Source organism: Methylobacterium sp. AMS5 (genome assembly GCF_001542815.1).
In the GTDB taxonomy this organism is placed as follows: Bacteria; Pseudomonadota; Alphaproteobacteria; order Rhizobiales; family Beijerinckiaceae; genus Methylobacterium.
In genome coordinates this window covers 4,359,766-4,385,528 of the sequence record NZ_CP006992.1, presented here as the reverse complement: position 1 = coordinate 4,385,528, position 25,763 = coordinate 4,359,766, and the positions used below count along the sequence as shown (strand labels likewise).

Annotated in this window: 24 protein-coding genes; 9 read left to right on the top strand and 15 right to left on the bottom strand. The window is 70.5% G+C overall.

Annotated features, from left to right (window positions below; all coding sequences use genetic code 11):
• Nucleotides 1-83: 83 nt before the first annotated feature.
• The 4 genes from argF to Y590_RS27070 all read right to left on the bottom strand — a co-directional run bounded on the left by argF (nucleotide 84) and on the right by Y590_RS27070 (nucleotide 4,102).
• Complete coding sequence (gene argF / locus Y590_RS19655) at nucleotides 84-1,034, bottom strand: ornithine carbamoyltransferase (protein WP_060771323.1); 951 nt, start codon at nucleotides 1,032-1,034, stop codon at nucleotides 84-86.
• Nucleotides 1,035-1,146: 112 nt separating this feature from the next.
• Entirely contained in the window at nucleotides 1,147-2,337 is a 1,191-nt protein-coding gene (locus Y590_RS19650) for an aspartate aminotransferase family protein (protein ID WP_060771322.1), read from the bottom strand.
• Nucleotides 2,338-2,632: 295 nt separating this feature from the next.
• On the bottom strand, nucleotides 2,633-3,538 hold the full coding sequence (locus Y590_RS19645; protein ID WP_060771321.1) for a helix-turn-helix domain-containing protein: 906 nt from the start codon (nucleotides 3,536-3,538) through the stop codon (nucleotides 2,633-2,635).
• Between the two features lie 396 nt (nucleotides 3,539-3,934).
• Nucleotides 3,935-4,102, bottom strand: a complete 168-nt coding sequence (locus Y590_RS27070; protein WP_201026750.1) for a hypothetical protein — start codon at nucleotides 4,100-4,102, stop codon at nucleotides 3,935-3,937.
• Between the two features lie 475 nt (nucleotides 4,103-4,577).
• Here Y590_RS27070 and Y590_RS19640 point away from each other — a divergent pair, with 475 nt between their 5' ends.
• The 4 genes from Y590_RS19640 (at nucleotide 4,578) to Y590_RS19625 (ending at nucleotide 9,428) form a co-directional block, all read left to right on the top strand.
• Nucleotides 4,578-5,867, top strand: a complete 1,290-nt coding sequence (locus Y590_RS19640) for an HlyD family secretion protein (RefSeq protein ID WP_060771320.1) — start codon at nucleotides 4,578-4,580, stop codon at nucleotides 5,865-5,867.
• Nucleotides 5,864-8,035 carry a peptidase domain-containing ABC transporter gene (locus Y590_RS19635; protein WP_060771319.1) on the top strand — a complete coding sequence of 724 codons (2,172 nt, stop codon included), beginning with the start codon at nucleotides 5,864-5,866 and terminating at the stop codon, nucleotides 8,033-8,035. The genes Y590_RS19640 and Y590_RS19635 overlap by 4 nt, the downstream gene beginning before the upstream one ends.
• A 161-nt stretch (nucleotides 8,036-8,196) precedes the next feature.
• The gene (locus Y590_RS19630) at nucleotides 8,197-8,670 is read left to right on the top strand and encodes a RidA family protein (RefSeq protein ID WP_060771318.1); all 474 of its coding nucleotides are present in this window, start codon (nucleotides 8,197-8,199) and stop codon (nucleotides 8,668-8,670) included.
• Complete coding sequence (locus Y590_RS19625) at nucleotides 8,667-9,428, top strand: glycerophosphodiester phosphodiesterase family protein (protein ID WP_060771317.1); 762 nt, start codon at nucleotides 8,667-8,669, stop codon at nucleotides 9,426-9,428. The genes Y590_RS19630 and Y590_RS19625 overlap by 4 nt, the downstream gene beginning before the upstream one ends.
• Nucleotides 9,429-9,483: 55 nt before the next feature.
• Here Y590_RS19625 and Y590_RS19620 read toward each other — a convergent pair whose 3' ends face one another.
• The 10 genes from Y590_RS19620 to Y590_RS19575 form a co-directional block, all read right to left on the bottom strand.
• Nucleotides 9,484-11,169 carry a methyl-accepting chemotaxis protein gene (locus tag Y590_RS19620; protein WP_060772376.1) on the bottom strand — a complete coding sequence of 562 codons (1,686 nt, stop codon included), beginning with the start codon at nucleotides 11,167-11,169 and terminating at the stop codon, nucleotides 9,484-9,486.
• 205 nt (nucleotides 11,170-11,374) lie between these two features.
• Nucleotides 11,375-12,538: an alpha/beta fold hydrolase gene (locus Y590_RS19615; protein WP_060771316.1), complete on the bottom strand. Its 1,164-nt coding sequence runs from the start codon at nucleotides 12,536-12,538 to the stop codon at nucleotides 11,375-11,377.
• Complete coding sequence (gene glpK / locus Y590_RS19610) at nucleotides 12,538-14,043, bottom strand: glycerol kinase GlpK (RefSeq protein WP_060771315.1); 1,506 nt, start codon at nucleotides 14,041-14,043, stop codon at nucleotides 12,538-12,540. The genes Y590_RS19615 and glpK overlap by 1 nt, the downstream gene beginning before the upstream one ends.
• An 86-nt stretch (nucleotides 14,044-14,129) precedes the next feature.
• Nucleotides 14,130-14,660: an ankyrin repeat domain-containing protein gene (locus Y590_RS19605; protein WP_060771314.1), complete on the bottom strand. Its 531-nt coding sequence runs from the start codon at nucleotides 14,658-14,660 to the stop codon at nucleotides 14,130-14,132.
• A gap of 98 nt (nucleotides 14,661-14,758) precedes the next feature.
• Complete coding sequence (gene creD, locus Y590_RS19600) at nucleotides 14,759-16,132, bottom strand: cell envelope integrity protein CreD (RefSeq protein WP_060771313.1); 1,374 nt, start codon at nucleotides 16,130-16,132, stop codon at nucleotides 14,759-14,761.
• 137 nt (nucleotides 16,133-16,269) lie between these two features.
• Entirely contained in the window at nucleotides 16,270-16,980 is a 711-nt protein-coding gene (locus Y590_RS19595; RefSeq protein ID WP_060771312.1) for a di-trans,poly-cis-decaprenylcistransferase, read from the bottom strand.
• Nucleotides 16,981-17,053: 73 nt separating this feature from the next.
• A complete protein-coding gene (locus Y590_RS19590) occupies nucleotides 17,054-17,518 on the bottom strand; it encodes a transcriptional regulator (protein ID WP_060771311.1) in 465 nt (154 codons plus the stop codon).
• Entirely contained in the window at nucleotides 17,505-18,158 is a 654-nt protein-coding gene (locus Y590_RS19585; RefSeq protein ID WP_060771310.1) for a hypothetical protein, read from the bottom strand. Before Y590_RS19585 ends, Y590_RS19590 begins: the two co-directional genes overlap by 14 nt.
• A gap of 78 nt (nucleotides 18,159-18,236) precedes the next feature.
• On the bottom strand, nucleotides 18,237-18,719 hold the full coding sequence (locus tag Y590_RS19580; protein ID WP_060771309.1) for a VOC family protein: 483 nt from the start codon (nucleotides 18,717-18,719) through the stop codon (nucleotides 18,237-18,239).
• A 25-nt stretch (nucleotides 18,720-18,744) separates the two neighbouring features.
• Nucleotides 18,745-19,140 carry a DoxX family protein gene (locus Y590_RS19575; protein ID WP_060772375.1) on the bottom strand — a complete coding sequence of 132 codons (396 nt, stop codon included), beginning with the start codon at nucleotides 19,138-19,140 and terminating at the stop codon, nucleotides 18,745-18,747.
• Nucleotides 19,141-19,263: 123 nt separating this feature from the next.
• On the opposite strand from Y590_RS19575, the gene Y590_RS19570 reads away from it, so the two are divergent.
• On the top strand, nucleotides 19,264-20,175 hold the full coding sequence (locus Y590_RS19570) for a LysR family transcriptional regulator (protein ID WP_060771308.1): 912 nt from the start codon (nucleotides 19,264-19,266) through the stop codon (nucleotides 20,173-20,175).
• Between the two features lie 245 nt (nucleotides 20,176-20,420).
• Here the strand turns inward: Y590_RS19570 and Y590_RS19565 are convergent, their stop codons facing one another.
• Nucleotides 20,421-20,669 (bottom strand): type II toxin-antitoxin system Phd/YefM family antitoxin, encoded by a 249-nt coding sequence (locus Y590_RS19565; protein WP_060771307.1) that lies wholly within the window; start codon nucleotides 20,667-20,669, stop codon nucleotides 20,421-20,423.
• A gap of 122 nt (nucleotides 20,670-20,791) precedes the next feature.
• Between Y590_RS19565 and uvrB the strand changes: the two genes are divergently transcribed.
• The 4 genes from uvrB to Y590_RS19545 all read left to right on the top strand — a co-directional run bounded on the left by uvrB (nucleotide 20,792) and on the right by Y590_RS19545 (nucleotide 25,681).
• Entirely contained in the window at nucleotides 20,792-23,530 is a 2,739-nt protein-coding gene (uvrB, locus tag Y590_RS19560) for an excinuclease ABC subunit UvrB (RefSeq protein ID WP_060771306.1), read from the top strand.
• Nucleotides 23,531-23,646: 116 nt separating this feature from the next.
• Entirely contained in the window at nucleotides 23,647-23,958 is a 312-nt protein-coding gene (locus tag Y590_RS19555) for a hypothetical protein (RefSeq protein ID WP_060771305.1), read from the top strand.
• Between the two features lie 89 nt (nucleotides 23,959-24,047).
• The gene (locus Y590_RS19550; RefSeq protein WP_060771304.1) at nucleotides 24,048-24,725 is read left to right on the top strand and encodes a YidB family protein; all 678 of its coding nucleotides are present in this window, start codon (nucleotides 24,048-24,050) and stop codon (nucleotides 24,723-24,725) included.
• Between the two features lie 227 nt (nucleotides 24,726-24,952).
• Nucleotides 24,953-25,681, top strand: a complete 729-nt coding sequence (locus Y590_RS19545) for a glutathione S-transferase (protein ID WP_060771303.1) — start codon at nucleotides 24,953-24,955, stop codon at nucleotides 25,679-25,681.
• Nucleotides 25,682-25,763 lie beyond the last annotated feature (82 nt).

The following is a 25,763-nucleotide window of genomic DNA, read 5'->3' as shown; positions in this document are numbered from 1 at the left end:
TGTATATGCAGTTTTATGGATGGGATCAATCCGAGATGACCGCTCTCACACCCGCCGCCTTCAAAGGCGGCGGGTGTGTCTTCTCAGGCCGCTTCGCCCAGGCACCAGGCCAGGATGCCCTTCTGCGCGTGCAGGCGGTTCTCGGCCTCGTCGAACACGACCGATTGCGGGCCGTCGATCACCTCGGCGGTGACCTCCTCGCCGCGATGCGCGGGCAGGCAGTGCATGAAGAGCGCGTCCTTGGCCGCGGCCTTCATCAGCGCCGCATCCACCCGGTAGGGCGAGAGCAGGTTGTGGCGGAAATGCTCGTCGTCGTCGCCCATGGAGACCCAGCAATCGGTGACCACGAGATCGGCCCCCTCGACCGCCGCGTAGGCGTCGGTGGTGGCGTTGACGCGGGCGCCCTCGCGCTTGGCCCAATCGACGAGGGCCGGCGGCATCGCCAGTTCCTGCGGCGCGGCGACGTTGAGGGTGAAGTCGAAGCGGGCGGCGGCGTGGACCCAGCTCGCCAGCACGTTGTTGGCGTCGCCCGACCACGCGACCGTGCGGCCCTGGATCGGCCCGCGATGCTCCTCGAAGGTCAGCACGTCGGCCATGATCTGGCAGGGATGCGAGGCCTTGGTCAGCGCGTTGATGACCGGCACCTCGGCATGCTCGGCCAGCTCCATCACCAAGCCGTGGTCGAGGGTGCGGATCACGATCGCGTCGACGAAGCGCGACAGCACGCGGGCGGTGTCGGACACCGTCTCGCCGCGGCCGAGCTGCATCTCCTTGCCCGTCAGCATCAGGGTGTCGCCGCCGAGTTCGCGCATCGCCACGTCGAAGGAGACGCGCGTGCGGGTCGAGGGCCGGTCGAACACCATCGCCAGCATCTTGCCGGTGAGCGGTCGCTCCGCCGCGCGCTGGCCCTTCACCCGCGCGCGCTTCATCGCGGCGGAGAGGTCGAGGACACCGCGCAGGGTCTCGGCGGAGAAATCCTTCAGGTCGAGGAAGTGGCGGACATGCGGGCCGCTGCCGTTCAGGGTCGTGGTCATCTCAATATCTACGCTCGCGGTGCCGCCCTCAGAGTGCCTCACGAAATGCCCGAATACGGACCGTGCCCGCCTTTTGGCGCGACGGTGCAACGGGCATTTCGTGAGAGATCACTCAGGCGGCCCCGCGCATCTGCGCCTCCAGATCGGTCGCCGCGGCCTCCAAACGGGCCACGGCCTCGTCCACCTCCGTCTCGCCGACGATCAGCGGCGGCAGGAGGCGGACAACGTTGTCGCCGGCCGGGATCACCAGCAGGTGCCGCGCGCGGGCGGCCGCCGTGAACTCGGTGTTCGGCAGGTTGAGCTTCAGGCCCCGCATCAGCCCCTGCCCGCGCAATTCGGCGAAGACGTGGGGGTGCCGGTCGATCAGGCACGCGAGCTTCTGCGTCAGCAGCAGGTCCATGTGCTCGACATGCGCCAGGAAGCCGTCTCCGAGCACTACGTCGAGCACCGCGTTGCCCACCGCCATGGCGAGCGGGTTGCCGCCGAAGGTGGTGCCGTGGGTGCCGGCCGTCATGCCGCGCGCGGCCTCGGCGGTGGCGAGGCAGACGCCGAGCGGGAAGCCGCCGCCGATGCCCTTGGCCGCGCTCATGATGTCCGGCGTGACGCCCGACCATTCGTGCGCGAAGAACTTGCCGGTGCGGCCGACGCCGGTCTGCACCTCGTCCATGATGAGGAGCAGGCCGTGCGCCTCGCAGAGCGCGCGCAGGCGCCGCAGGGTCTCGCCGGGGATCACCCGCAGGCCGCCCTCGCCCTGGATCGGCTCGATCATCAGGGCGGCGGTCTCCGGGCCGATCACGGCTTCCAGCGCGGCGAAGTCGCCGACCGGCACCTGATCGAAGCCCTCCACCTTCGGGCCGAAGCCCTCGATGTACTTCTGCTGGCCGCCCGCCGCGATGGTCGCGAGCGTGCGACCGTGGAAGGCACCCTCGAAGGTGACGATGCGGTAGCGCTCGGGGTGGCCGCCCGCCGCATGATACTTGCGGGCCATCTTGATGGCGGCCTCGTTGGCCTCGGCACCGGAATTGGCGAAGAAGGCCACGTCGGCGAAGGTCGCGTCCACGAGCCGTCGGCCCAGCCGCTCCCCTTCCGGGATCTGGAACAGGTTCGAGGTGTGCCAGAGCTTTTGCGCCTGCGTGGTCAGGGCCTCGACCAGGTGCGGATGGGCGTGGCCGAGCGCGTTGACGGCGATGCCGGCACCGAAATCGAGGTAGCGGTCGCCGTCCTCGGCGACCAGCCATGCGCCCTCGCCTCGCTCGAAAGCGATCGGGGCGCGGGCATAGGTCGGCAGCAGGGCGGAGGTCACGCGGGTCCGTCTCCTCGGGCTCGATCCAGGGAACGCCATGGCTCCCGAAGTCGCCAAAAGAAAGTGCCGCCTCGGGGGACGGGCGGCACGCGCGCGATTACTAAGAAACGAGGGGCTTCTGTCAATCGCAGGACGGCGCCGGGGCGGCCCGCGGCACCGCGATCCGCCCGAAATCGACGCGCCGCGGTGCCGTCCGGCACCCACTTTCCGGGTTCAGGGTGCCTCACGAAACGCCCGGCCACCGATCGCCTCCGCTCTGGACACGTCGGCGCAGCGGGCGTTTCGGGAGAGACGCTCAGGCCCGCTGCAGCCGGGTCGATTCCGTCGGCGAGCGCCCGATCATCTTGCGGAAGGTCCGCCCCATCCGCCGCGCATCGGGAAAGCCCGCGCGTGAAGCCGCCTCGCTCAAGGAGACCGTGCCGGAGCGGATCAGCGACTGGGCCAGCGTCACGCGTTCGCGCAACACGTATTGATAGGGCGTCACGCCGAAGGTGCCCTTGAAGGCGCGCACGAAATAGCCCTCGCTGAGGCCCGCCACCGCCGCCATCTCCCCGAGAGACAGGGGCGCATCGATCCGCGCGGCGACGAGGTCGCGCACCCGCCGCGCCTGCCGGGCGGTGAGCGCCGCGCTCTTGCGGGAGGGCGGGCTCGACAGGGCGCCGGAGGCGCGCAGCACCGCGAGCGCCACGCTGTCGACCAGAAGCGCGTCCGCGGCGCTGTCGTGGCCGCTGGCCGCCTGCCCCAGAGCAGCCAGGAGATGGGAGAGGGTCATCCGCTCGGCGAGATCGCAGGTGATCGAATCGATTCGGAACTGCGAGAGCGGCGCCTCGATCATCCGCTCCACCGCGGCGGGCATGAAGGCGAGATAGCGCCCGCGGCACGGCCCGCTCCAGACCGTGCGGCCTGCATAGCCGGGCCCGCGCAGAACGAAGGCCTCGCCGGTGCGCACGTCGCAGGGCGCGCTGCCGGTCGGGCTGTCGCCGCTGAAGGTGAGCGTGGTCCGGCTCAGGCCGTACCAGCCGCCGTGCCACGTGCCGACGAGGAGGCCATCGACCCGGTGCGTGCTGAACCCCGCCGTCTCGTAGGCGAAATCAAGGAAGGCGATGCCGTCGAGGCCGCTGGCGGGGATCTGGCCGAAAATCCGGTCGGGCGGGGCGCTGAGATCGCCTTGCACTGAAGCGTTGACGAACGGAACGCTCATCGGCCGCGTCGTTCTCCCTCTCGCTGGCGCGCCTCCGGGGCGCACTTGGAAATCCTCTGCCGAGAGCCTCGTCCTCGACATCAAATCCAGGACAAGGCCCCATCCTCTTGTTTTCGCATCGTTTTTTCCGAAAGCCGGAGATCGCCTTTCGGCATGATGCTCTCGGCGGTCTGGGCCACCCTGCGCGCGCAACCGGCGGGACGGCGCGGGCACGGCGACACTTCGCTCCGATGAGAACGACCCGCCTTCGCACTCGTTCCCTCGATCCGCGGGGTCGATCGTGCCGGCGGCAGAGGTGCCCGTCGAGGGCGCACCCGGTCGTCGCGGCCCGCGAGCGAGGCCCACGGAAGCGGTGGGGTCGGCCGCTTCCGTGGGAGGACGTGTCAGGCGATCGGATTACTTCCCGAGCAGGCCGCCGAGAAGGCCGCCCACCTGATCGACGACACCGGACACGGCCCCGAGTTCGCTGCTGAGATCGAGATCGAGGCCGAGAGACAGACCGCCGCCGACCTGATCCAGCTCCGCAGCGTTCAGCTCGCGGACGGTATCAATGTTCTGCTGCATGGTTTTCTCCTTTGTCCGAAGGATATTGGAAGAACGTTCTGTATTTCTGTCTTCCTGTGGAATAAGAGCGCCGGCCATGCGTCGCTCTGCTGGATAAGGTACGGATATTATTCCGGCAGGCAACCCGGGCTGCGGTATACGGTCCGGGACGATCGGCTCAGGACCTCTCGGATGGACAGATCTTGCCCTCTCACAGCACGACCAGCGGTCGTATCCTGGCTCCGCGCCGTCCCCGGCCCTGCACGGTCGCCGCTCCCCTTCCCTTCGGCCGACCCGCGCGATCGGCTCTCACGGGATGGGTGTGGCGGGACGGGCCGCCGCCCGCGCGGGGGACAAAAATTGACGTGCCGGCCGGAGAACAGGCCGCCCGCGCCGCCGGCACGGCTAAGAATCTGAAGCTGTTGCGGATTACGCCCTACATGCGTCAGAACAACGCACCTGATCGTTCGATCGCTACCCCGGAGGAAGCTTCCCGGTGAACGCGCCCCTGTTCCGTCGCGAGGTCGTGGAGGCCCGGCGAAGCGCCTGGCTCGGCGAGGCCCAGGTGATCCAGCCCCTGGCGATCCGCATCGTGGTCGGCCTGTGCCTCGCCTTCGCCGTCCTCGTCGGCGTCTACGCCTGGCTCGGCAGCTATACCCGCCGGGTCCATGCCGACGGCCTGCTCGCGCCCGATATCGGCCTCATCACCGTGGCGAGCCCGCTCGCGGGGCGGGTCAGCGCGTCGGGGGTCAAGGAGGGTGACCGGGTCGAGCGCGGCCAGCTCCTCTTCACCATCGACCTCGACGCGGTCTCGGCGAGCGGCCCGACCCAGGAGCGGGTGATCGCCCAGCTCGGCCGCCAGCGGGAGAGCGTGGAGCGCCAGCGCGCCGCCCGCGCGGCCATGGCCACCGCCGAGAAGGAGGGCTTGAGGGAGCAGGTCGCCAACCTGGAAGCACAGCGCGCCAGGATCGAGGAGCAGCTCGCGCTCCAGGAAAAGCTGGTGCCGCCGCTCAAGTCCCGCGCCGACGAACTCGCCGACCTCGTGACGCGGGGTTTTGCCCGCGCGGCCGACTTCCAGAGCCAGAACTACCTCTATCTCCAGGCCAGCTCACAGCTCGCACAGTTCCGCCAGGGCGGGCTTCAGGTCGAGGGCAAGCTCGGCGATCTGCGCGCCAAGCTGGCCACCTTCGACGAGACCCTGGCGCGCGATCTGGCCGAACTCGACCGCACCGCCGCGCAGCTCGAACAGCAGCGGGCCGAGAGCGAGGCGCGCCGCGCCATCGAGGTGCGCGCGCCGGAGCGCGGCATCCTCACCTCGATCCGGGCGCAGGCCGGGCAGACCGTGGCGGCGGGGGCGAACCTGCTCACCCTGCTGCCGAGCGAGGGCCGGCTGCAGGCCAACCTGTTCGTGGATTCCTCGGCGATCGGCTTCATCGAGCCCGGCGCCAGCGTGATGCTGCGCTACGCCGCCTTCCCGTTCCAGCGCTTCGGCCTGCACCGGGGCACGGTGACGGAGGTGACCCGCGCGCCGCTCGAAGGCGACGCCCGACCCGAGGCGGCGAGGGACACGGCCAAGAATGCGGGGAGCGGGGGCGTCTACCGCATCATCGTGCGGCCGGACGCCGACAGCGTGACGGCCTATGGCGAGCCGCGCCGGCTGGAGGCCGGCATGCGGGTCGAGGCCGACATCGCGCTCGAGAAGCGCCCGCTCTACCGCTGGCTCCTCGACCCCCTCTACCACGTCAAGCGCAGCGTCGATCTCGTCACCGAAGGAGGGACACGGTGAGCCTGCTGTCGGATCTTCAGTTCGGTTTCCGGCGGCGCCTGCCGGTCGTGCTCCAGGCCGAGGCCGCCGAGTGCGGCATGGCCTGCCTCGCCATGGTGCTGGGCTACCATGGCCGCCGGGTCGATCTCGGAAGCTTGCGCGCCCGCCACGCCCTGTCGCTGAAGGGCATGACGCTGCGAAACCTCATGGACCTCTCAGGGACTCTTGGGCTCTCGACGCGGGCGCTGCGGGTGGAACTGCCCGATCTCGGCCGCCTGCGCCTGCCCTGCATCCTGCATTGGGGGCTCAACCACTTCGTCGTGCTGGCGCGGGTCGGGCGCCGGGAGATCGTGATCCACGATCCCGCCCGCGGGCGCCGCACCTTGAGCCTCGCGGAAGCCTCGCGCGAATTCACCGGCGTCGCCCTGGAGGTGGCGCCGAACCAGAGCTTCGTGCGCGAGCGGGCGGCGCGCGGCCTCGCGCTCTCCGACCTGTTCCGGGGCATGGCCGGCATCCGCGCGGCGATGATGCAGATCCTGGCCCTGTCGCTCGGGATCGAACTCGTGGCGATCCTGATGCCGATCGCCTCGCAGATCGTCATCGACGAGGTGATCGTCAACGGCGATCTCGACCTGCTGCTCGTCGTGGCGCTCGGCCTCGCCCTGCTGCTGGTGCTGCAGCTCGGCCTCGGCGTCGCCCGGAGCTGGGCGATCATGCTCACGGGCACGAAGCTGAACTACCAATGGTCCGGCTCGCTGTTCGACCACCTCTCGCGGCTGCCGCTCGACTATTTCCAGAAGCGGCATGTCGGCGACGTGATCTCCCGCTTCGGCACGCTCGCCACGATCCAGAAGGGCATCACCACCGATCTCGTCCAGGCCCTGCTCGACGGGCTGATGTCGGTCGGCATGCTGATCATGCTGTTCCTCTACGGCGGCTGGCTCGCCGGGGTGGCCATCGCCGCCACCGCGCTCAACGCCGGCTTACGGATCGCCGCCTACAAGGCCTATCGCGAGGGCACCGAGGAGGCGATCGTCGCGGAGGCGCGCCAGCAGAGCCACTTCATCGAGACCGTGCGCGGCATGGCGAGCGTCAAGCTCCTGAACCTGCGCGAGCGCCGCCGCGGCACCTGGATGAACCAGTTCGTCCAGGCGCTGAACGCACGGCTGCGGCTGCAGCGGCTCGACCTCGTGTTCGGGCGCGGCAACGAGTTCCTGTTCGGCGCCGACCGGCTGATCCTGCTGGTGCTCGGGGCGCGGGCCGTGATCGACCAGTCGATGACGCTCGGCATGCTGGTGGCCTTCCTGGCCTACCGCGACCAGTTCTCGACCCGCATCGGCAACCTGATCCAGTCGGGCTTCCAGCTGCGGATGCTCAACGTGCAGACCGACCGGCTCTCGGACATCGTCATGACCGAGCCGGAGGAGGCCGCAGCCCCCATGCCCGCCGCGACGGAGCCGGTCGCAGGCCCCGCCCTCCTCCCCTCCGGTGAGCGCCCGCCGGTCCGGGGCGCATCCTTGCGCGCCGTCGGCCTGTCCCTGCGCTACGGCGACGACGAGCCCTGGGTGTTCCGCAATCTCGGCCTGGAGGTGCCGCCGGGCGAAAGCCTGGCCATCACCGGCCCCTCGGGCTGCGGCAAGAGCTCGGTGATGAAGATCCTGATGGGTCTGCTGCCGCCGTCCGAAGGCGCGGTGCTGGTCGATGGCCGCGACATCCGCTCCGGGGGGTTGGCGGCCTACCGCGCCCGCATCGCCGGGGTGATGCAGGATGACGGGTTGTTCGCCGGCTCGATCGCCGAGAACATCGCCTGTTTCGACGAGCGGCCCGATCCCGGCTGGATCCGCGAATGCGCCGCCCGCGCGGCGATTCTCGACGACATCGCCCGCACGCCGATGGGCTTCGAGACCCTGGTCGGCGACATGGGCTCGACGCTGTCCGGCGGCCAGCGCCAGCGGGTGATCCTGGCCCGCGCCCTCTACCGGCGCCCGGAGATTCTGTTTCTGGATGAGGCGACGAGCGCGCTGGACGAGCCGACCGAGGCGGTCATCGCCGCCGCGCTCCGCGACCTGAAGATGACGCGGGTCATCGTCGCCCACCGCCCGGCCACCGTGGCCCATGCCGACTGGCGTTACGATTTCGCCGCGGAGGCGCCGCGGGTCGAGCCTCTAGCGACAGAGACCGCCGGTTGAGGGGGCTTTGCCCTCCCGCCCCCTTGCGAGACGCCCCTCCCCCATGCTCAGAGCGCCGCAGCATTCGTGTCTCTCACGAAGCGCCCGCTGCGCCGTCGCCCCGGAAGGCGAAGGGGTCAGTGACCGGGCGTTTCGTGAGGCACTCTCAGCGGGAGACGGCGATGAACTCGGTCAAGGAACGTCTGGAAGCGCTCGGCCTCAAGCTGCCGAAGGCGGCGGCCCCGGTGGCGAACTACGTGCCGTACGTGCGCACCGGCAACCTCGTCGTCATCTCCGGCCAGATCTGCTTCGGGCCGGACGGCACCCTCGACCCGGCCCACAAGGGCAAGCTCGGCGCAGAGGTCTCGGCCGAACAGGGCATCGCGGCGGCCCGGCTCTGCGCGCTCAACGTGCTGGCCCAGGTCCAGGCGGCGGTGGGCGACCTCGACCACGGCGTCGTGCAATGCGTGCGGCTCGGCGGCTTCATCAACGCGGTGCCGAGCTTTGCCGGCCTCGCCCCGATCATGAACGGCGCCTCGGACCTGATGGTCGAGATCCTCGGCGACCGCGGCCGCCACGCCCGCTCGACCGTGGGCGTCGCCGAACTGCCCCTCGACGCGGCGGTCGAGGTCGAGGCGATGTTCGAGGTCGCGTGAGCGGCCCTCTGGACCGGGCGCCGGACTGGCTCACCGCCCGTCCGATCGCCCATCGCGGCCTGCACGACCGCGCCGCCGGCATCCCGGAGAACACCCTGGCCGCAGCCGAGGCGGCGGTGGCGGGCGGCTACGCCATCGAGTGCGACGTGCAGCTCAGCGCCGACGGCGAGGCGATGGTGTTCCACGACGAGGCGCTCGGGCGTCTCACGGCCGTCTCCGAGCCGGTGGAATCGCGGAAAGCGGCCGAACTCGGCACGCTGACCGTGGCCGGCACGGGGGAGCGCATCCCGACGCTGCCGGACTTCCTGGCGCGGGTCGCGGGCCGCATCCCCGTCATCGTCGAGATCAAGTCGCGCTTCGACGGCGACCGGCGGCTCACCCGCCGCGCCGCCGAGATCGTCGCCGGGCTCGACGCACCGGTGGCGCTGAAGTCGTTCGATCCGGGCATCGTCGCGACGCTGGCCGAGATCGCGCCGGGTCTGCCCCGCGGCATCGTCGCGGAGGCGAGCCAGGACGATCCGCACTACGCCCTGCTGGCGCCGTCCGTGCGGGCCGAATTGTCGGGCCTGCTCCACCTCCATGTGAGTCGGCCGCACTTCCTGTCCTGGCGCGTCGGCGACCTGCCGGGCCCGGTGCCCTATCTCTGCCGCCGGCTCGGGAACATGCCGGTGATGACCTGGACCGTGCGCACCGAGGCGCAGCGGGCGCTGGCCCAGGAGCACGCGGACCAGATGATCTTCGAGGGTTTTCGCCCGTAATCGGGGTTCCCAAAGGGCGAGCCCTTTGGCGGGTGCAGGGCAGAGCCCTGCCCCTTCAGGCCGCGCGGACGGTGTCGAGGAAGCGGGCGACCTCGGCCGAGAGGTGCTCGGACTGGCGCGACAATTCGGTCGCCGAGGACAGCACCTGCGCAGCCGCCGCGCCGGTCTCCTCGGCGGCACCCGCCACGCTCGCGATGGTGCGGGTGACGGATTCCGTGCCGCCCGCCGCCTGGGCGACGTTGCGCACGATCTCCTGGGTCGCCGCGCCCTGCTCCTCGACCGCCGCGGCGATGCCGGTGGCGACGCCGCTGATCTCGCGGATGCGCCCGCTGATGCTGTCGATGGCCGCGACCGCCTGACCCGTCGCGCCCTGGATGCGCCCGATCTGCCCGGTGATCTCGTCCGTGGCCCGCGCCGTCTGGTTGGCGAGTTCCTTGACCTCCGCCGCGACCACGGCGAAGCCGCGGCCCGCCTCGCCGGCCCGCGCCGCCTCGATCGTGGCGTTGAGCGCGAGCAGGTTGGTCTGGCCGGCGATGGTCGAGATCATCGCCACCACGTCGCCGATCCGCGCGGCGGCCTCGGAGAGGTCGCGCACGAGGATCGCCGTCTGCCCGGCCTCGGTCACCGCGGCCTGCGCCAGGGTGGCCGAGCCGTCGACCTGCCGGCCGATCTCCTGCACCGAGGCGCCGAGTTCCTCGGCCGCGGCGGCGACGGTGCCGACATTGGAGGCGGCCTCCTCGGCGGAGGCGGCCACCGTGCCGGATTGCCCGGCGGTCTGGCTGGCATTGGCGGTCAATTGCTGGGCGGTGGCCTGAAGCTCGGTCGCGGCGGCGGTCACGCCCTGGACGATGCCGCCCACCGCGCGCTGGAAGTCGTCGGCGAGCGCGCGCGCGGCGGCCCGGCGCTGCGCCTCGGCACCGGCGCGGGCGGCTTGCGTCTCCTCTTCCAGGGCGCGGGTGCGGACCAGGTTGTCCTTGAACACCTGCACCGCCGCGGCCATGGCGCCGATCTCGTCGCCGCGGCCCCGCCCCGGCACGGCGACCGCCGCGTCGCCCGCCGCGAGGGCACCCATCGCCCCCGTCATCCGCGCGATCGGCCGCGAGATCCCGAACCAGCCGAACAGGGCTGCGGCGAGCGCCGAGAGCAGGGTCACGGCCATGGCGATCCAGGCGGCGGCGGTGGCGGAGGCGGCGCTGCCGACGGCGCCCTCGACGCTCTGCTTGGCACTCCGCTTGTTGAGCGCGAGGTTTTCCTGAAGCGCCTTGGTCGCGGATTGCGCGAGGCCCAGCGCCTCGGGCCCGGTGAGCAGGGCCAGCGCCTCGGCTTGGCGCCCCTCGCGCATCAGGGCGACGATCGCCTCGACCCGACCCGTATAGGTCGTCCAGATCGCGGCGAAGCGCTCGTACAGGGCCCGCTCCTCGGGGGAGGCGATCACCGGCTCGTAGGCGCGCCGCAGGGCTTCGAGGGCCGCTTGGCTCGTCCGCACGCTCTTCTCGTTCTCGGCGAGGATGGCGGCGGTCGGCGAGGCGGCGACGTAGCGGTAGGTCTTCACCCGCTCGTCCCGCGTCGCGGTGCTGATGTCGCCGAGCAATCCCACCGAGGGAAGCCAATTGCCGGCGATGTCGCGGACTTCGCGATCGATGTTCGAGAGTTTGATGACGCTCATCCCGCCTTGGGCCGCAGCAATCACGGCCAGCAGGCTGAACGAGCCCGCCAGGGCAGCCTTGAGGGAAACGCGCATCATAAATCCGGGGGTGTGATTGGCCTCTTGAGATGCCCCACCCTGCAACGGAATACTTAAGGCTCTCTCGATTTCTGCAGGAAAGTGCATGCGGCGGCCTGCGCCACGGGCTCGGATAGGCAGGCCGCCGTATCACGACGGCGTATGGCAGGCTCCGACGGATGGCTTTCGGTGCCGCCTCCGCTCGGCCGGCGGCCCGACACCTCTACCGGCTGCCCTCCGGCCGCTCCGACGAACTCTTCTTCTCCGTTGTCGCCTCGGGCTGTCTCACGAATTCGGCGAGGTAGCCCTTCCACAGGCTGGCGAAGCGCAGGGATTGATGGCCGTGCGTCTCGGGCGAGGTCGGAACCAGAACGAAGCGGCCATCCTTCACCCGGGCCATGGCCCCGTTCATCACATCGAGCTGGGGCGGGTTCAGCTCGTCGTCGGCGAAGTTCACCGCGAGCACCTTGGCGGTGATCTTTTCGAGGTCCGGCGAGGGGTCGTAATCGTAGGAGGAATCGAACCAGTACAGCCAGTCGTTGGCATCGGCCTTGTTCTCGTAGCCGGCGATCATCTTGTCGTAGGCGGTGTCGGCCGCCGCGCGGGTCGGGGCCTGCTTCTGAAGGCCGAGCACGCTCTCGGTCATGATGTTGAAGATCGGCAGGATGCGGCCGAAGCTGCGCGGCTGCGCGGTGTACTCGCCGCCCTTCCAGTCGGGATCGGTGCGGATCCCCTCGATCAGGAGGCGCCGCCACAGGGCGTTGCGCCCGCTCACCGGGATCGGCTGGCTCGCCACCGCCATCAGCAGGTCCATCGCGCCGGCATAGCGCTCGCCCCACATCCAGGCCTGCATCCCGCCCATGGAGGTGCCGAGCACGAGGCGCAGATGCTTGACCCCGAGCGCCTCGGTGACGACCCGGTGCTGGCCCTCCACGACGTCGCCATAGCCGTAGCGGGGGAAATGCGCCTTGAGCCCGTCGGAGGGTTTCGAGGAGCCGCCGCGCCCGAGCCCGTCGGGCAGGATCACGTACCAGCGCCGCGCGTCGAGCGGCGCGCCTTCGCCGAACAGCTCCGGCCCGAGCGTCGGGATCAGGAAGCTCTTGCCCGTGCCGGTGGTGCCGTGCAGGACGAGCACCGCGTTGTCGATCTCGCCGTCCGCGCCGCGATGCGGCGTGCCGAGGGTGGTGTAGTGCAGCTTGACCCGATCCAGGCTCTCGCCGCTGGCGAACTTGAAGTTCTCGACGACGTGGTCGCCCTCCTGCTGGCCGGGATAGGCGGCGGCCGGCGCGGCGATGGCCGCGATCGGAGCGAGGCCGGCGGCGAGCGGGGTCAGCGCCAAGGCCGAAACCAGGAGAGCCGTTCGAAGCGAGCGTATCCGAGCACCCATCAAGCGTTCTCCTCGACCCATCCGAACGAGCGTTCTACGGCCCGGCCCCAACCGGCGAACAGTGCCCGACGTTCTTCTGCCTGGATATGCGGATGCCAGCGCTTGTCCACGGCCCAGTTGTCGCGAAGATCTTCGAGTGTCTTCCAGAACCCCGTGGCGAGCCCGGCGGCATAGGCCGCACCCAGGGCCGTCGTCTCCGAGACCTTCGGGCGCAGGGTCGGCCGGTCGAGGATGTCGGCCTGGAACTGCATCAGCAGGTCGTTGACGGTCATGCCGCCGTCGCAGCGCAGTTCGGCGATCGGACAACCGGAATCGCGCTCCATCGCCTCCAGCACCTCGCGGGTCTGGTAGGCCGTGGCCTCCAGGCAGGCGCGGGCGATGTGGCCCTTGTTGGCGTAGCGGGTCAGCCCGATGATGAGGCCGCGGGCGTCGTCGCGCCAATGCGGGGCGTAGAGGCCGGAGAAGGCCGGCACCACGTAGACGCCGCCATTGTCCTCGACGCTGCGGGCCAGCCCCTCGATCTCGCTCGAGGCGCCGATCAGCCCGAGATTGTCGCGCAGCCATTGCACCAGGGCGCCGGTGATGGCGATGGAGCCTTCGAGCGCGTAGGCCGGCGGGCGCCCATCGAGCCGGTAGGCCACGGTGGTGACGAGCCCGGCGCTCGACGCGACGGGCGCGGGGCCGGTGTTCATCAGCGCGAAGCAGCCGGTGCCGTAGGTGTTCTTGGCCTCGCCCGCCGAAAAGCAGGTCTGCCCGAACAGGGCCGCCTGCTGGTCGCCCAAGATGCCGCCGAGCGGCACGCCGGGAAACGGGTCGCGGGCCTCGCCCAGCACGGCGCTCGAAGAAACGATGGTCGGCAGCACCGCCCGCGGGATGCGGAACACGCCGAGCATGGCCTCGTCCCAGTCGAGGGTCGCGAGCGACATCAGTTGCGTGCGGCTGGCATTGGTCACGTCGGTGACGTGGAGCCCGCCCTGCGGGCCGCCGGTGAGATTCCAGACGAGCCAGGAATCGATCGTGCCGAACAGGGCGGTGCCGTCCTCGGCCTTCGCCCGCGCCCCCTCCACGTGGTCGAGCAGCCAAGCGAGCTTGGAGGCGGAGAAGTAGCTCGCGAGCGGCAGGCCGGTGACGGCGCGGAAGCGGTCGCGCCCCCCGTCGCGGGCGAGCGCGGCGACGGACCGGTCGGTGCGGGTGTCCTGCCAGACGATGGCATCGTGCAGCGGCTCGCCGGTCCGCCGGTCCCAGAGCATGGCGGTCTCGCGCTGGTTGGTGATGCCGATGGCGGCCAGATCCCCCGGCGCCAGCCCGGCGCGGGCCAGCCCCTCGCGCATCACCGCATGGGTGTTGCGCCAGATCTCCCGCGGGTCGTGCTCGACCCAGCCGGGACGGGGGAAGATCTGCTCGTGCTCGCGCTGGGCCTGCGCCAGGATCGTGCCCCGGCGGTCGAACACGATGAAGCGCGTGCTCGTGGTGCCCTGATCGATCGCCCCGACCGCATCCGGCATGGCGTCCCTCCCGGCGTGTCTCGCCTCCGGGTTTTTTCGCCCGGCTCGCGCCCGATCCTACACGAGGCCGGGCGCGCCGGAACCGGTCAACCGGCTTGTCGGTCCCCTTGCGCGCGTTCCAACTGGGCCGGCGTATTCTGCGCCCCCATCTGGCGGGCCATGTCGGCGGCGCTCATCCCCGAAGCGTCGCGCCGGGACGGGTCTGCGCCTTGGGCGAGCAGAAGTTCGACGATCTCGGTGCGGTCGAACATCGCCGCCACCATCAGCGCGGTGCGGGTGCCGTCGCCGGTCCCGTCGACCTGCGCGCCGTGCTCGAGGAGCAGCCGGACGATGTCCGCATCGCCCTTGAACGCGGCGCCCGCGAGCGGGGTCTGGCCGCGGTCGTTGGCGAGTTCGGGATCACCCCCGGCCTCCAGGATGACCCGGGCCGTCGCCGCCTGACCGTTATAGGCGGCGAGCATCAGGAGGCTGTCGCCCTTGTCGTTGCGCAGGTTCGCCGGAAGGCCCTGGCCGAACAGCTCGGCCAGTTCCTCCGCATGGCCCATCCGGGCGTACTGAAAGAGACGGGCCGCGAAGGCGAGGGTCTCGTCGTCGAGGGCGGGGCGGTCAGCGGACATGGTTTTCGCGTCGCGGGTTCTGTGAGCAGGAAGGCCGCACCGGGGCGGCCTCGCGTGGCACCGGTAGGTAGCGCCGCCGAACGCCCCGGCCAGCGGGTTCAGGCCTCGGCCGATGCGGTAGGCGGGCCGGCGAGGTCGAGCCGGAGCGACATCACCATGGCTACACTGAGGACGAGGAACACCGCCACCGTGCCGACCAGAAGCGCGTAGACCTCGAGCCCGAGCAGCACGAACAGGAAGGCGAATAGCGCCGACATCAGGCCCGCGAACACGGCGGTGACGGTGACCTCGCGCGAGACCGCGGCCGTGTAGAGACTGGTCTGGGCCACGACGAGCCCGGCGCTGAGGGCGAAGGCGGCGGTGTAGCCGAGCCACTCGCTGAACGAGAGCAGCATCAGCGGGAACAGCGTCATGGCGATCCCGACGAGAGCGTATTGCAAGAGGTGGATGCGCAGCCGCGTCGTCGCCTCGAAGGCGAGAAGCAACGCGAAGGCCAGCACGACCGGCAGGAGCCCGTACTTCGCGACACGGGTGATCATCCGGTAGACGGGCATGCCCTCGACCAGGGTGACGCCGAAGCTGCCGGAGCCCGCAAGCCGAGCCGTGGCCTCCGGGATCATCCCAGGCAGCGTGCCGGCCACGACCCGCGGCGCGCCGATTTCGTCGATCCGCCAATTCGCCGTGAAACCCGCCTTCGTGATCGTATAGGTCGCGGGCAGCACGTCCCCGAAGAAACTCGGATTCGGCCAGGGGGAGGCGAGCGTCAGTTCGGCCTGCGGCGCGCTCGGCACGAAGGCGATCTCCCCCGTTCCGCGCAATCCGATCTCGCCCGTATAGGCGATGGCCCCCTCGGGGCGGCCTGCGGTCTTGAGCGGTGCAAGGACCCAGCGCTCACCGGGGCAGGCAGCGCCACGGAGCGCAAAGGTGGAGCAGGTACCCCAGGCCTCCTTGCGCCCGTCGATGGTGATCCCGTCGCCGGGATTGACCGAACCCAGGCGCCCCACCGCGAGACCGATCAGGGCCCGATCCCAGTGGATCCGCGCGCCCGCCGCACCGAGGAGGTCGATCAGTTGCCCCTCGTCCGGCACTTCGAAACGGCCGGCGAGCTTGACGCGCGCGTCGTAGACGGTGGCGGCGAACGGGCCGCGGCGGCGCTCAGCGGTGTCGAGCGTCACGTCGAAGGACGCCGACCGGGCCGCCGCGAGGACATGGCGCGGCTGGCCGGAATCGTCGGTGAAGGGCAGGACCATCACGGGTCCCTGAACCCGCTGCGGCGGTCCCCAGGCTCTCGCGATCTCGGCCTCGACCTCCCGCTGCCGATCCTGGCGCTCACCGACGAGCAGGAGGATGCCGAGGCAGGCCGCTCCGGCCGCCAGGGTCAGCCCGCCGATCCGCCGCAGCCGGCGCCACGCGAAGGGCCACGCGGTCTCCCGGTCGGGCGAAGAGGCTGGAATCGGCGGGTCGAGACTCATCGGGGGCTCCGGGCAAGGGGGAAGGTTCGCGGAAGCGCACGGCGCCTCCGCGTGACAGCCCGCCGGGACGGCGAGGCTCTCCGTACTCATTTCTGGATTAGGTGTTGGACGGGCCGGCGCGCGGCACGCGCGAAGCGTCAGGCGGCTTGCGGCACCGCGGGCGGGTTCAGCCCGCCGAACCGCCGGTCGCGGGCGGTGAAATCGGCGACCGCCACGGCGAGGTCGGTGGCGCCGAAATCGGGCCACATCCGCTCGGTGAAGTGCAGCTCGGCGTAGGCCGCCTCCCAGAGGAGGAAGTCGGAGAGCCGCTTCTCGCCCCCCGTTCGGATCAGGAGATCGACGTCTCCGTCCGCCCCCAGGGCCGCGCTCAGGCCCTCGCGGCTGAGACCCTCCGGCCCGAGCCGGGCGGCGGCGGCGAGGATCGCGTCGCGCGAGGAGTAATCGACGGCGATGCGCAGGTGCAGCCGGTCGCCCGACGCGGTCACGGCCTCGGCCCGCTCGATCGCCTCCGGGATGCCGGGCGGCAGGCGGTCGCGGCGGCCGATCACCGTGAGGCGGGTGCCGCTGCGGGCGAGCCGCTCGGTCTCGCCGCGCAGGTAGGCCCGCAACAGGCGCATCAGCCCGCCGACCTCCTCGGCCGGGCGCCGCCAGTTGTCGCTGGAGAAGGCGTAGAGCGTCAGCGTGCCGATGCCGAGGGCGGGGGCGGCCTCCGCCACCCTCTGGATCGTCTTGACGCCCGCCCGGTGGCCCGCGCCCCGGGGCAGGCCGCGCGCACTCGCCCAGCGGCCGTTGCCGTCCATGATGATCGCCGCGTGAAGGCCTGATCTACGATCGAGAGGGCTTTGCATCGTAAAGTCTCCGGGCGAAGGGCGAGACATGCGGGGGGGATGCGGCGTTCGGTGGGATGTCGGAGTGCGGTCGTCAGACCGGCTCGGCGAGGCCGGAACGATCGTGGCCGGCGGGCCGGTCGTCGGCGGCCTGGGATCGGCCGGCGGAGGCTTGCGGCCTGCCGGCGGCATTCTGTGGCCTGTCGGCGGCTTTCTGTGGCCTGCCGGCGGCTTGCGCGGCGTCGCGCACGACCTGCTCCAGCACCCCGAGATAGTCGAGGAAACGGGTGCGTCCGGAGGGTGTCAGGCGGCAGAGGGTCTGCGGCCGGTTCTGGTCGTAGCCCTTTTCCAGGCTGACGAGGTCGGCCTCCTGCAGCACGGCGAGGTGGCGGCTGAGATTGCCGTCGGTGAGCCCGCACAGGCGCTTGAGGTCGGGGAAGGCGAGGCCGCGGGGATGCGAGACCAGGGAGGTCAGCACCGAGAGCCGCGCCCGCTCGTGGATGATCCGGTCGAGCCCCTCGTAGGAGAAGCGGGCGTCGGCGCGATCAGAGGTCGGCATCGGCGTCTCCGTCGGCGGATTCGTCAGCGTGGCCCGAATGGCGGTGGATGATGATGGCGACGAGCCCCTGCCCCACCGCGAAGGGCACGCCCATCAGCCAGGGCGAGAGGTGGCGCGTCTCGCTGGCGAGCGCCAGCACCGTGAGCCCGGCGAGCAGGTACCACGCGCCCGCCAGCGGCACGGTGCGGGGCAGGATGCGGGCGGAGGCGAACAGGCCGAGCCCGACCAGAACCTGCCACAGGCCCGGCAGCATCCAGAGCTGGTCCGGCGCGAAGCGGGCGAAGACGAGCCCCAGACAGAGGCCCGCCCCGCCCGCGGGCAAAAAACCTTCGATGGCGCTGAACACCATCGCGTCGGCCAGCCCCGAATGGACCCGGCGCGAGCGGCGCACCGCCTCGAACCCGATCAGGAGGCAGGCGGTGACGGCGGCGGCGACCCAGAGGCCGAAAAAGACGATCGGCCGCGCCGTCGGGTCGTCGAGCAGCAGGGCCTGGGCCCCCGCGACGACGAGCGCCAGGGCGCCGGTGGCCGCCAGCGTGGCAGAGCCGAGGCCGCGGAACGCCGTGTCCCGCGCGATCTGCATCCGGATCGCGACGATGTCGGCCAGGGCCCTGTCAAGGTCGCCGTGGGTCTCTCGCATGGGGGTCAGCTTCCCGCGTCGAAGCGTGCTTTGCAATGCAAAGTACACGCGGGTGTAGAGCCGTCAAGCGGAGAAACGTCAGGCTTCCGCCCGCAGGCCCGCGAGGTCGAGCCGGCGAGTGACCATGGTGAGATCGCCCTTCCCGTCCCGCGGCCACTCGGCCTCCGGGCGGTCGCGGTACAATTCGACCCCGTTCCCGTCGGGATCGCGCAGGTAGAGCGCCTCGGACACGCCGTGGTCGCTGGCCCCGTCGAGGGGGAGGCCGGCCGCCTCGACCCGGCGCAGGGCATCGGCCAGGGCCGCCCGGGTCGGGTAGAGGATCGCGAGGTGGTAGAGCCCGGTCGTGCCGGGCGGTGGCGGAGGGCCGCCCGCGCTCTCCCAGGTGTTGAGGCCGATATGGTGGTGATAGCCGCCGGCCGAGACGAAGGCGGCTTGGGCACCGAAGCGCTGCATCAGAGCGAAGCCGAGCACGCCGCAATAGAAGCCCAGGGCCCGATCGAGATCGGCCACCTTGAGGTGAACGTGGCCGATGCGGGTGCCGGGATGGATCGGTTCACTCATGGTCCCTCTCCTGATGCGCTCCGTCTCACGCCCGCCGCAGGGCGTAGGCGCCGTCGCCGAGCCCGGCCAGAACCAGCAGCATCACTGCCCAGAAGCCGGCGAATTCCCAGCCGCCGCCCGGATTCTGCGCGAAGAAGCCGTTGGCCCCGTGCACGGTGACGATAGCGCCGATCAGGATCGGGACCAGGGCCAGGGCGACGAAGCGGGCGTAGAGGCCGAGGATCAGGGCAAGGCCGCCGACGGCTTCCGCGGCGATCACCACGTAGCCGAACGCGGGCGGCAGGCCGAGCGATCCGAAGAAGGCGGCGGTGCCCGCGGGCGTGAACACGAACAGCTTCAGCCCGGCATGGGCCAGGAACAGGCCGCCGAGGGTGAGTCGCAGCAGCAGGGCGGCGTAGGGGGCAGTGCGGGCGTCGGTCATGAACGTCTCGAAGGTGCGCCGCAGTCGCGGCCTTTCGCGGTGGCCGGACCATGCCTTTCCTGCACGCTTGCGATAATCCGCGTTCGCTGCCATTCACCTCACTCTAATAGAGTGAGGTTTGTCGTGCTCGACCGCGTGACGGGAATGCAGGTCTTCTGCCGCGTCGCCGCACTCGGCAGCTTCTCGGCCGCCGGGCGGGCGCTCAGCCTCTCGCAGACCGGGGTGACCAAGCACGTCGCCGCCTTGGAGGCGCGGCTCGGCACGCGGCTCCTGCACCGGACGACCCGCCGCCTGACGCTCACCGAAACCGGCCGGACCTATCTTGAGGCCTGCGAGCGCATTCTCGCCGAGATCGACGAAGCGGAGGCGGCGGTCGGCGCCGAAGGGGTCGAGGCCCACGGCACCCTGCGGCTCAACGTGCCGCTCTCCTTCGGCGTGCGGGAGATCGCCCCGGCGCTCGCGGCGTTCTCCGCCGCGCACCCGGCACTGACGATCGAACTCGGCCTCAACGACCGGCGGGTCGACCTGATCGAGGAGGGGTGGGATCTCGCCGTGCGGATCGGGACCCTCGCCGATTCGGGGCTGATCGCCCGGCGCCTCACATCCAGCCGCCTCGTGGCCTGCGGCGCGCCCGCCTATTTCGAGCGGCACGGCACGCCGCGCCGGCCCGAGGAGCTGAAGAACCACAATTGCCTGGGCTATACCCTGTCGGATTCCAGTGGCTGGCGCTTCGGCGAGCGGGCCTACCCGGTCTCCGGCAACCTGCGGGCGCCGAACGGCGCCGCCCTGACGGCCGCGGCCGTGGCCGGCCTCGGGCTGATCTACCAGCCGACCTTTCTGCTGGCGCAGGCCCTGCGGGCGGGTACGCTCGTCCTCCTCGATTTCGGCGCCCCCTCCCCGGTCCTGCCGATCCATGCCCTGATGCCGCCGGGCCGGCGCCCGGCCAAGACGCGCGCCTTCGTGGAGTTTCTGGCGCACCGGTTCGCGGGCGAGCCCGCCTGGGAGCGGGATCTGCCGGAGGCGATGCGGCGGTGAGGGCGATCGGACACGCCGAAGCGGGCCGGGATCGCGGGCAACCAGGGCGCCGGAAGTCAGGAGCGTGATGCCTTCCACGGTCGCCCGAGCGACGAGGCGCCGGTCGAACGGGTCCTTGTGGATGAGGGGAAGTCCCGCCACCGCAACGGCGTGCCTTCCGAGAACGGGCAGCTCCTCGCACCCGCTCTCGATGCCGAGCAGATCCCTCCGCAACCCAGATCGGCAGGTGGCGTCGCGGAGGAGCCTCACTTGTCCTCTTCGCCCTCGAACAACCGGATGATCTCGTCCTGAAACATCGTGTCGAAATCGTCCGGCACCGAGATCTGCCCGGCGAGGAAACCGCGGCGTCGCGTCCGCGGCGGCTCGACGTCCGCGGGCACGACCCGGACCAGGGGTCGGCCGTTTTCGGCGATCACGAACGGCTCGCCGCGCGACGCCGCCTCGATCAGCCGCGACAGATCCGCCTCGGCCTCGCGGAGGCTGACCGTTTTCATGACGGTCTCCCTGATGTGAAAACGCGCTGAAGCTAGTCCGGGCCCAAAACCGCCGCAAGCCGGGACAATCTCGGGCCGTTCGGACTCTTCCGGAGACCGCCCGACGGGCCCATATTGCCGCCATGCCCGCACCCAAGAATCCGCGCGTGAGTCCGGCCAAAGCGCCTGCCAAAGTGCCCGCCAAGGCGACCTCGAAGACGACGGCGAAGGCCGACCGGCCCGAGCTGATGCCGCTCGACGAGCATCTTGCCGCGTTGCTCAACCCGGCCCTCAACCGCAACCGCCTGAAGGCGGTCGAGCCCGTGCCGGAGCCGCCCCGGAAGGGACGCGGACAGAAGGGCGAGGCGAAGGCCTACAAGAAGATTGCCCAGGACGGCTTCGCCGAGGCGCCGCAGGCGGGCTTCGCCATCGGGGATGCCGCCGACGTCGATCCGCGGCTGGCCCAGGCGCTCGGCCTCGTCCCGCCCGACGACGGCCCGGCACCGGAAACCGCGCCCGAAGCGGAGGCGCCCTCGCTCGCCACCGAGGGCGTCTCGGCCACGGTCGAGGCGCTGGAGCGGCTGCTCGTCGAGGGCAACCCGCTGTTCAAGAACGGCGAGGCCTGGGTGCCGCACCGGCCCGAGCGGCCGGCGAAGTCCGAGGGCGGCGTGACGTTCACGCTGAAATCCGAGTTCACGCCCGCCGGCGACCAGCCCACCGCCATCGCCGCCCTGGTCGAGGGCGTGAAGGCGTCCGAGCGTGATCAGGTGCTGCTCGGCGTCACGGGCTCCGGCAAGACCTTCACGATGGCCAAGGTCATCGAGGAGACGCAGCGCCCGGCCCTGATCCTGGCACCCAACAAGACGTTGGCGGCGCAGCTCTACGGCGAGTTCAAGAGCTTCTTTCCGGACAACGCGGTCGAGTACTTCGTCTCGTATTACGACTATTACCAGCCCGAGGCCTACGTGCCCCGGTCCGACACCTTCATCGAGAAGGAAAGCTCGATCAACGAGCAGATCGACCGGATGCGCCACTCGGCCACCCGCGCCCTCCTGGAGCGGGACGACGTCATCATCGTCGCCTCGGTCTCGTGCATCTACGGCATCGGCTCGGTCGAGACCTACACGGCGATGTCGTTCACCGTCTCGCTCGGCGAGCGGATCGAGCAACGCCAGCTCATCGCCGATCTCGTGGCCCTTCAGTACAAGCGCATCCAGTCGGACTTCGCCCGCGGCACCTTCCGGGTGCGCGGCGACGTGATCGAACTCTGGCCGGCCCACTTGGAGGATCGCGGCTGGCGCATCGGCCTGTTCGGCGACGAGATCGAATCCATCGTCGAGTTCGATCCGCTGACCGGCAAGAAGCTCAACGAGCTGAAGTTCATCAAAGTCTACGCGAACTCGCACTACGTCACGCCGCGCCCGACCCTCCAGCAGGCGATCAAGGGCATCAAGACCGAGCTCAAGCAGCGCGTCGAGGAGCTGACCCGGATGGGCCGCCTGATCGAAGCGCAGCGGCTGGAGCAGCGCTGCACCTTCGATATCGAGATGATCGAGGCGACCGGCGCCTGCAACGGCATCGAGAACTATTCGCGCTACCTCACCGGCCGCAAGCCCGGCGAGCCGCCGCCGACCCTGTTCGAGTACCTGCCCGACAACGCCCTGGTCTTCACCGACGAGAGCCACGTCACGGTTCCGCAGATCGGCGGCATGTACAAGGGCGACTTCCGCCGCAAGGCGACGCTGGCCGAGTACGGCTTCCGCCTGCCCTCCTGCCTCGACAACCGCCCGCTGCGGTTCGAGGAATGGGACGCGATGCGCCCGCAATCGGTCCACGTCTCGGCGACCCCGGCCAAGTGGGAGATGGAGCGCACGGCCGGCGTCTTCGCCGAACAGGTGATCCGCCCCACCGGCCTCGTCGATCCGGTGATCGAGATCCGTCCGGCCCGCTCCCAGGTCGACGACCTGCTGGGCGAGGTCCGCGAAGTCGCCCAGGCCGGCTACCGCACCCTGGTGACGACGCTGACCAAGCGCATGGCCGAGGATCTCACCGAATACCTGCACGAGAACTCGGTGCGGGTGCGCTACATGCACTCCGATATCGACACCCTGGAGCGCATCGAGATTATCCGCGACTTGAGGTTGGGTGCGTTTGATGTCCTCATCGGCATCAACCTGCTGCGCGAGGGCCTCGACATCCCCGAATGCGCGCTGGTCGCCATCCTCGATGCCGACAAGGAAGGGTTTCTGCGGTCCGAGACCTCGCTGATCCAGACCATCGGCCGCGCCGCCCGCAACGCGGATGCCCGCTGCATCCTCTACGCGGACAACATCACCGGCTCGATGGAGCGGGCGATGGCCGAGACCGAGCGCCGCCGCCAGAAGCAGCTCGCCTACAACGAGGAGCACGGCATCACGCCGCAATCGGTCAAGCGCGGCATCAGCGACATCCTCGAGAGCGTCTACGAGCGCGACCACGTCCGCGTCGATACGGGGCTGGCCAAGGACGCGATCACCGTCGGCCACAACCTCAAGGCGGTCATGGCCGACCTCGAGAAGCGGATGCGCGCCGCCGCTGCCGATCTCGACTTCGAGGAGGCGGCCCGGCTTCGCGACGAGCTCAAACGCCTCCAGGCGACCGAACTCATGGTCTCCGACGATCCCATGGCCCGGCAGGGCGACATCGAGCGGGAGGCCGGGCGCTACGGGCAGAAGGGCAGCCGCATCTCGAAGCCGACCCTCGACAATATGGGCCCCGGCACCGACCGCGAACTCCCGGCCGACGCCGTGCCCTGGCAGGAACGGCCCAAGGCGCGCTCGACGCAAGGGCTCGGCGGCCAGAAGCCCCGCTACAAGGGCGGCGGCGGGCGCAAGCGGGGCTGAGGCGGCCGAACGCGGAACCTCGGCCGTCGCCTGCGATTGGCCCTTCAGATCCTGCCACCGCCGGGCGGCTCCGCTGCGAACCCGCTCTGCGGCGCCAAGCGTGATGGAGCCGACCGATGCGATCCCTCCAACCCCTCAGCCGGGCCGCCCTGGGTGCCCTCCTCGGCAGCCTGATCCTGTCGGCGCCGGCACGGGCCCAGAGCGCGGCCAACCCCAACGATCAGCCCACCGCCGGCACCCTGCCCTCCAGCACCGGCACTTTGCGCGGCAACGACCGCTCCGCCGAGCGGCCGACCGGCGAGGTCTCGTCCCCGAATGCGATCCGCTCCTCGACCGCGGTGGTGCCGGAAGGCAAGAGCGGAAAGACCGTGCGCACCAACCCGTCCGATCACCTCTCGAAGCCGTTCCGCTCGAGCCACGAGAACTGATCGGCAACCCCATCCCCGCATTCGCCGTTGGACCGGCACGGCCGCCACACGGGGCGTGGAGGGCGGCGTGAACCGGCGGGAGGAAACGCATGGGGCTGCTCGATCAGGTCATCGGCGGAGTCGTCGGACAGGTCTTGGGGGGCGGACGCGGCGGGGCGCTGGCCTCGCCGGTGGTGAAAGCGCTCCTCATGCTGCTGCTCGCCAAGGGCGGGGGCGCCCTCGGCGACATCCTCGGCCGCGGATCACCGGAATCCGGCGGCCGATCCCTTCCCGGCCCGGGCTCCGACGACGGCGATCTCGGCGGGTTCAACCAGGGCCGCCGCAGTGGGCCGCCGGCTCAGGGAAGCGAGGCCGGCAACGACCTCGGCGGCGATTTCGGCGATCTCGCCGGCATGCTCGACGGACCCGGCGAGGGTGCCTCCGGCAGCCGTTCACCCGGTGGAGGCCCCTATGCCGGACTCGACCGTGAGCCGGATGACGGCAGCGGCGCGGCCTCCCACGGGCTCGACGGCTTGATCGAGGGCTTCGAGCGGAGCGGGCTGGGCGACGTGATCGGCTCGTGGATCGGCCACGGCCCCAACCGCGAGATCGCGCCGAACCGCCTCGCCGAGGCCCTGGGACCGGGCACTCTCGACAGCTTGAGCCACGAGACCGGCCTGCCGCGCGAGGATCTGCTCGCGCAACTGGCGCAGGCCCTCCCCGGCGTGATCGACGCGCTGACGCCCCAGGGCCGGGCGCCGAGCCGCGAGGAGCGCGGCGGCTGGTAAGACTCTAAAGCATCGTCCTGGATGCTGATCCAGGACGATGCTTTAGGATGTTGTTTTCGCATCATCTTTTTTCCGAAAGCCGGCAACCACCTTTCGGGACCATGCTCTGGAGCCGTAACCGACCTGATGGCATCAGGCCGGCGTCTCGAGCCCCTTGTTTTCACGCGCCTTCTTTCGACGAACCGGTGACCACTTCGTCGCAAGGCGCTCTCGGTAAGGAATCCGCCATGGCCTACGAGCTGCACTACTGGCCGATGATCCCCGGCCGCGGCGAATTCGTGCGGCTCGCCCTCGAAGCGGCCGGGGCGGAGTACATCGATGTCGCCCGCCAACCCGAGGAGGAGGGCGGCGGCATCGCGGCGATGATGGAGCGCCTGGAGGACGAGCCGATCCGCCCGCCCTTCGCCCCGCCCTTCCTCAAGGACGGCGACCGCGTGATTGGCCAGACCGCGGCGATCCTGCTCTATCTCGGGCCGCGCCTCGGCCTCGTCGGGGCGGACGAGGCCGACCGGATCTGGACGCACCAGATCCAGCTCACGATCGCCGACATGGTGGCGGAGGCGCACGACACCCATCACCCGGTCGGCGTCGGCCTGTATTACGAGGATCAGCGGCCGGAGGCGCGCCGCCGCGCCGAGGATTTCTGCGCGAACCGCATCCCGAAATTCCTGGACTGGTTCGAGCGCGTGCTCGCCCGCAACCCGGCGGGGCCGGAGCATCTGGTGGGCAGCGCGGTGAGCTACGCCGACACCTCTCTGTTCCAGCTCGTGGAAGGTCTGCGCTACGCCTTTCCGAGAGGCGCGGCCCGGGCGCTGGCGCAGACGCCGCATGTCGTCGCCCACGCGGAGCGGATCGGGCGGCTGCCGCGCATCGCGGCCTACCGTGCCAGCGAGCGCTGCCTCCCCTTCAACGAAGAGGGTATCTTCCGGCACTATCCGGAACTCGATGTCGGCTAAACTGCCCGCGCGCATGCCAGTGCCGGTCACGGCACCGGGGCGGAGCGATGAAAGCCGTTTTAGCCAAACAGTCGCGCTTGTG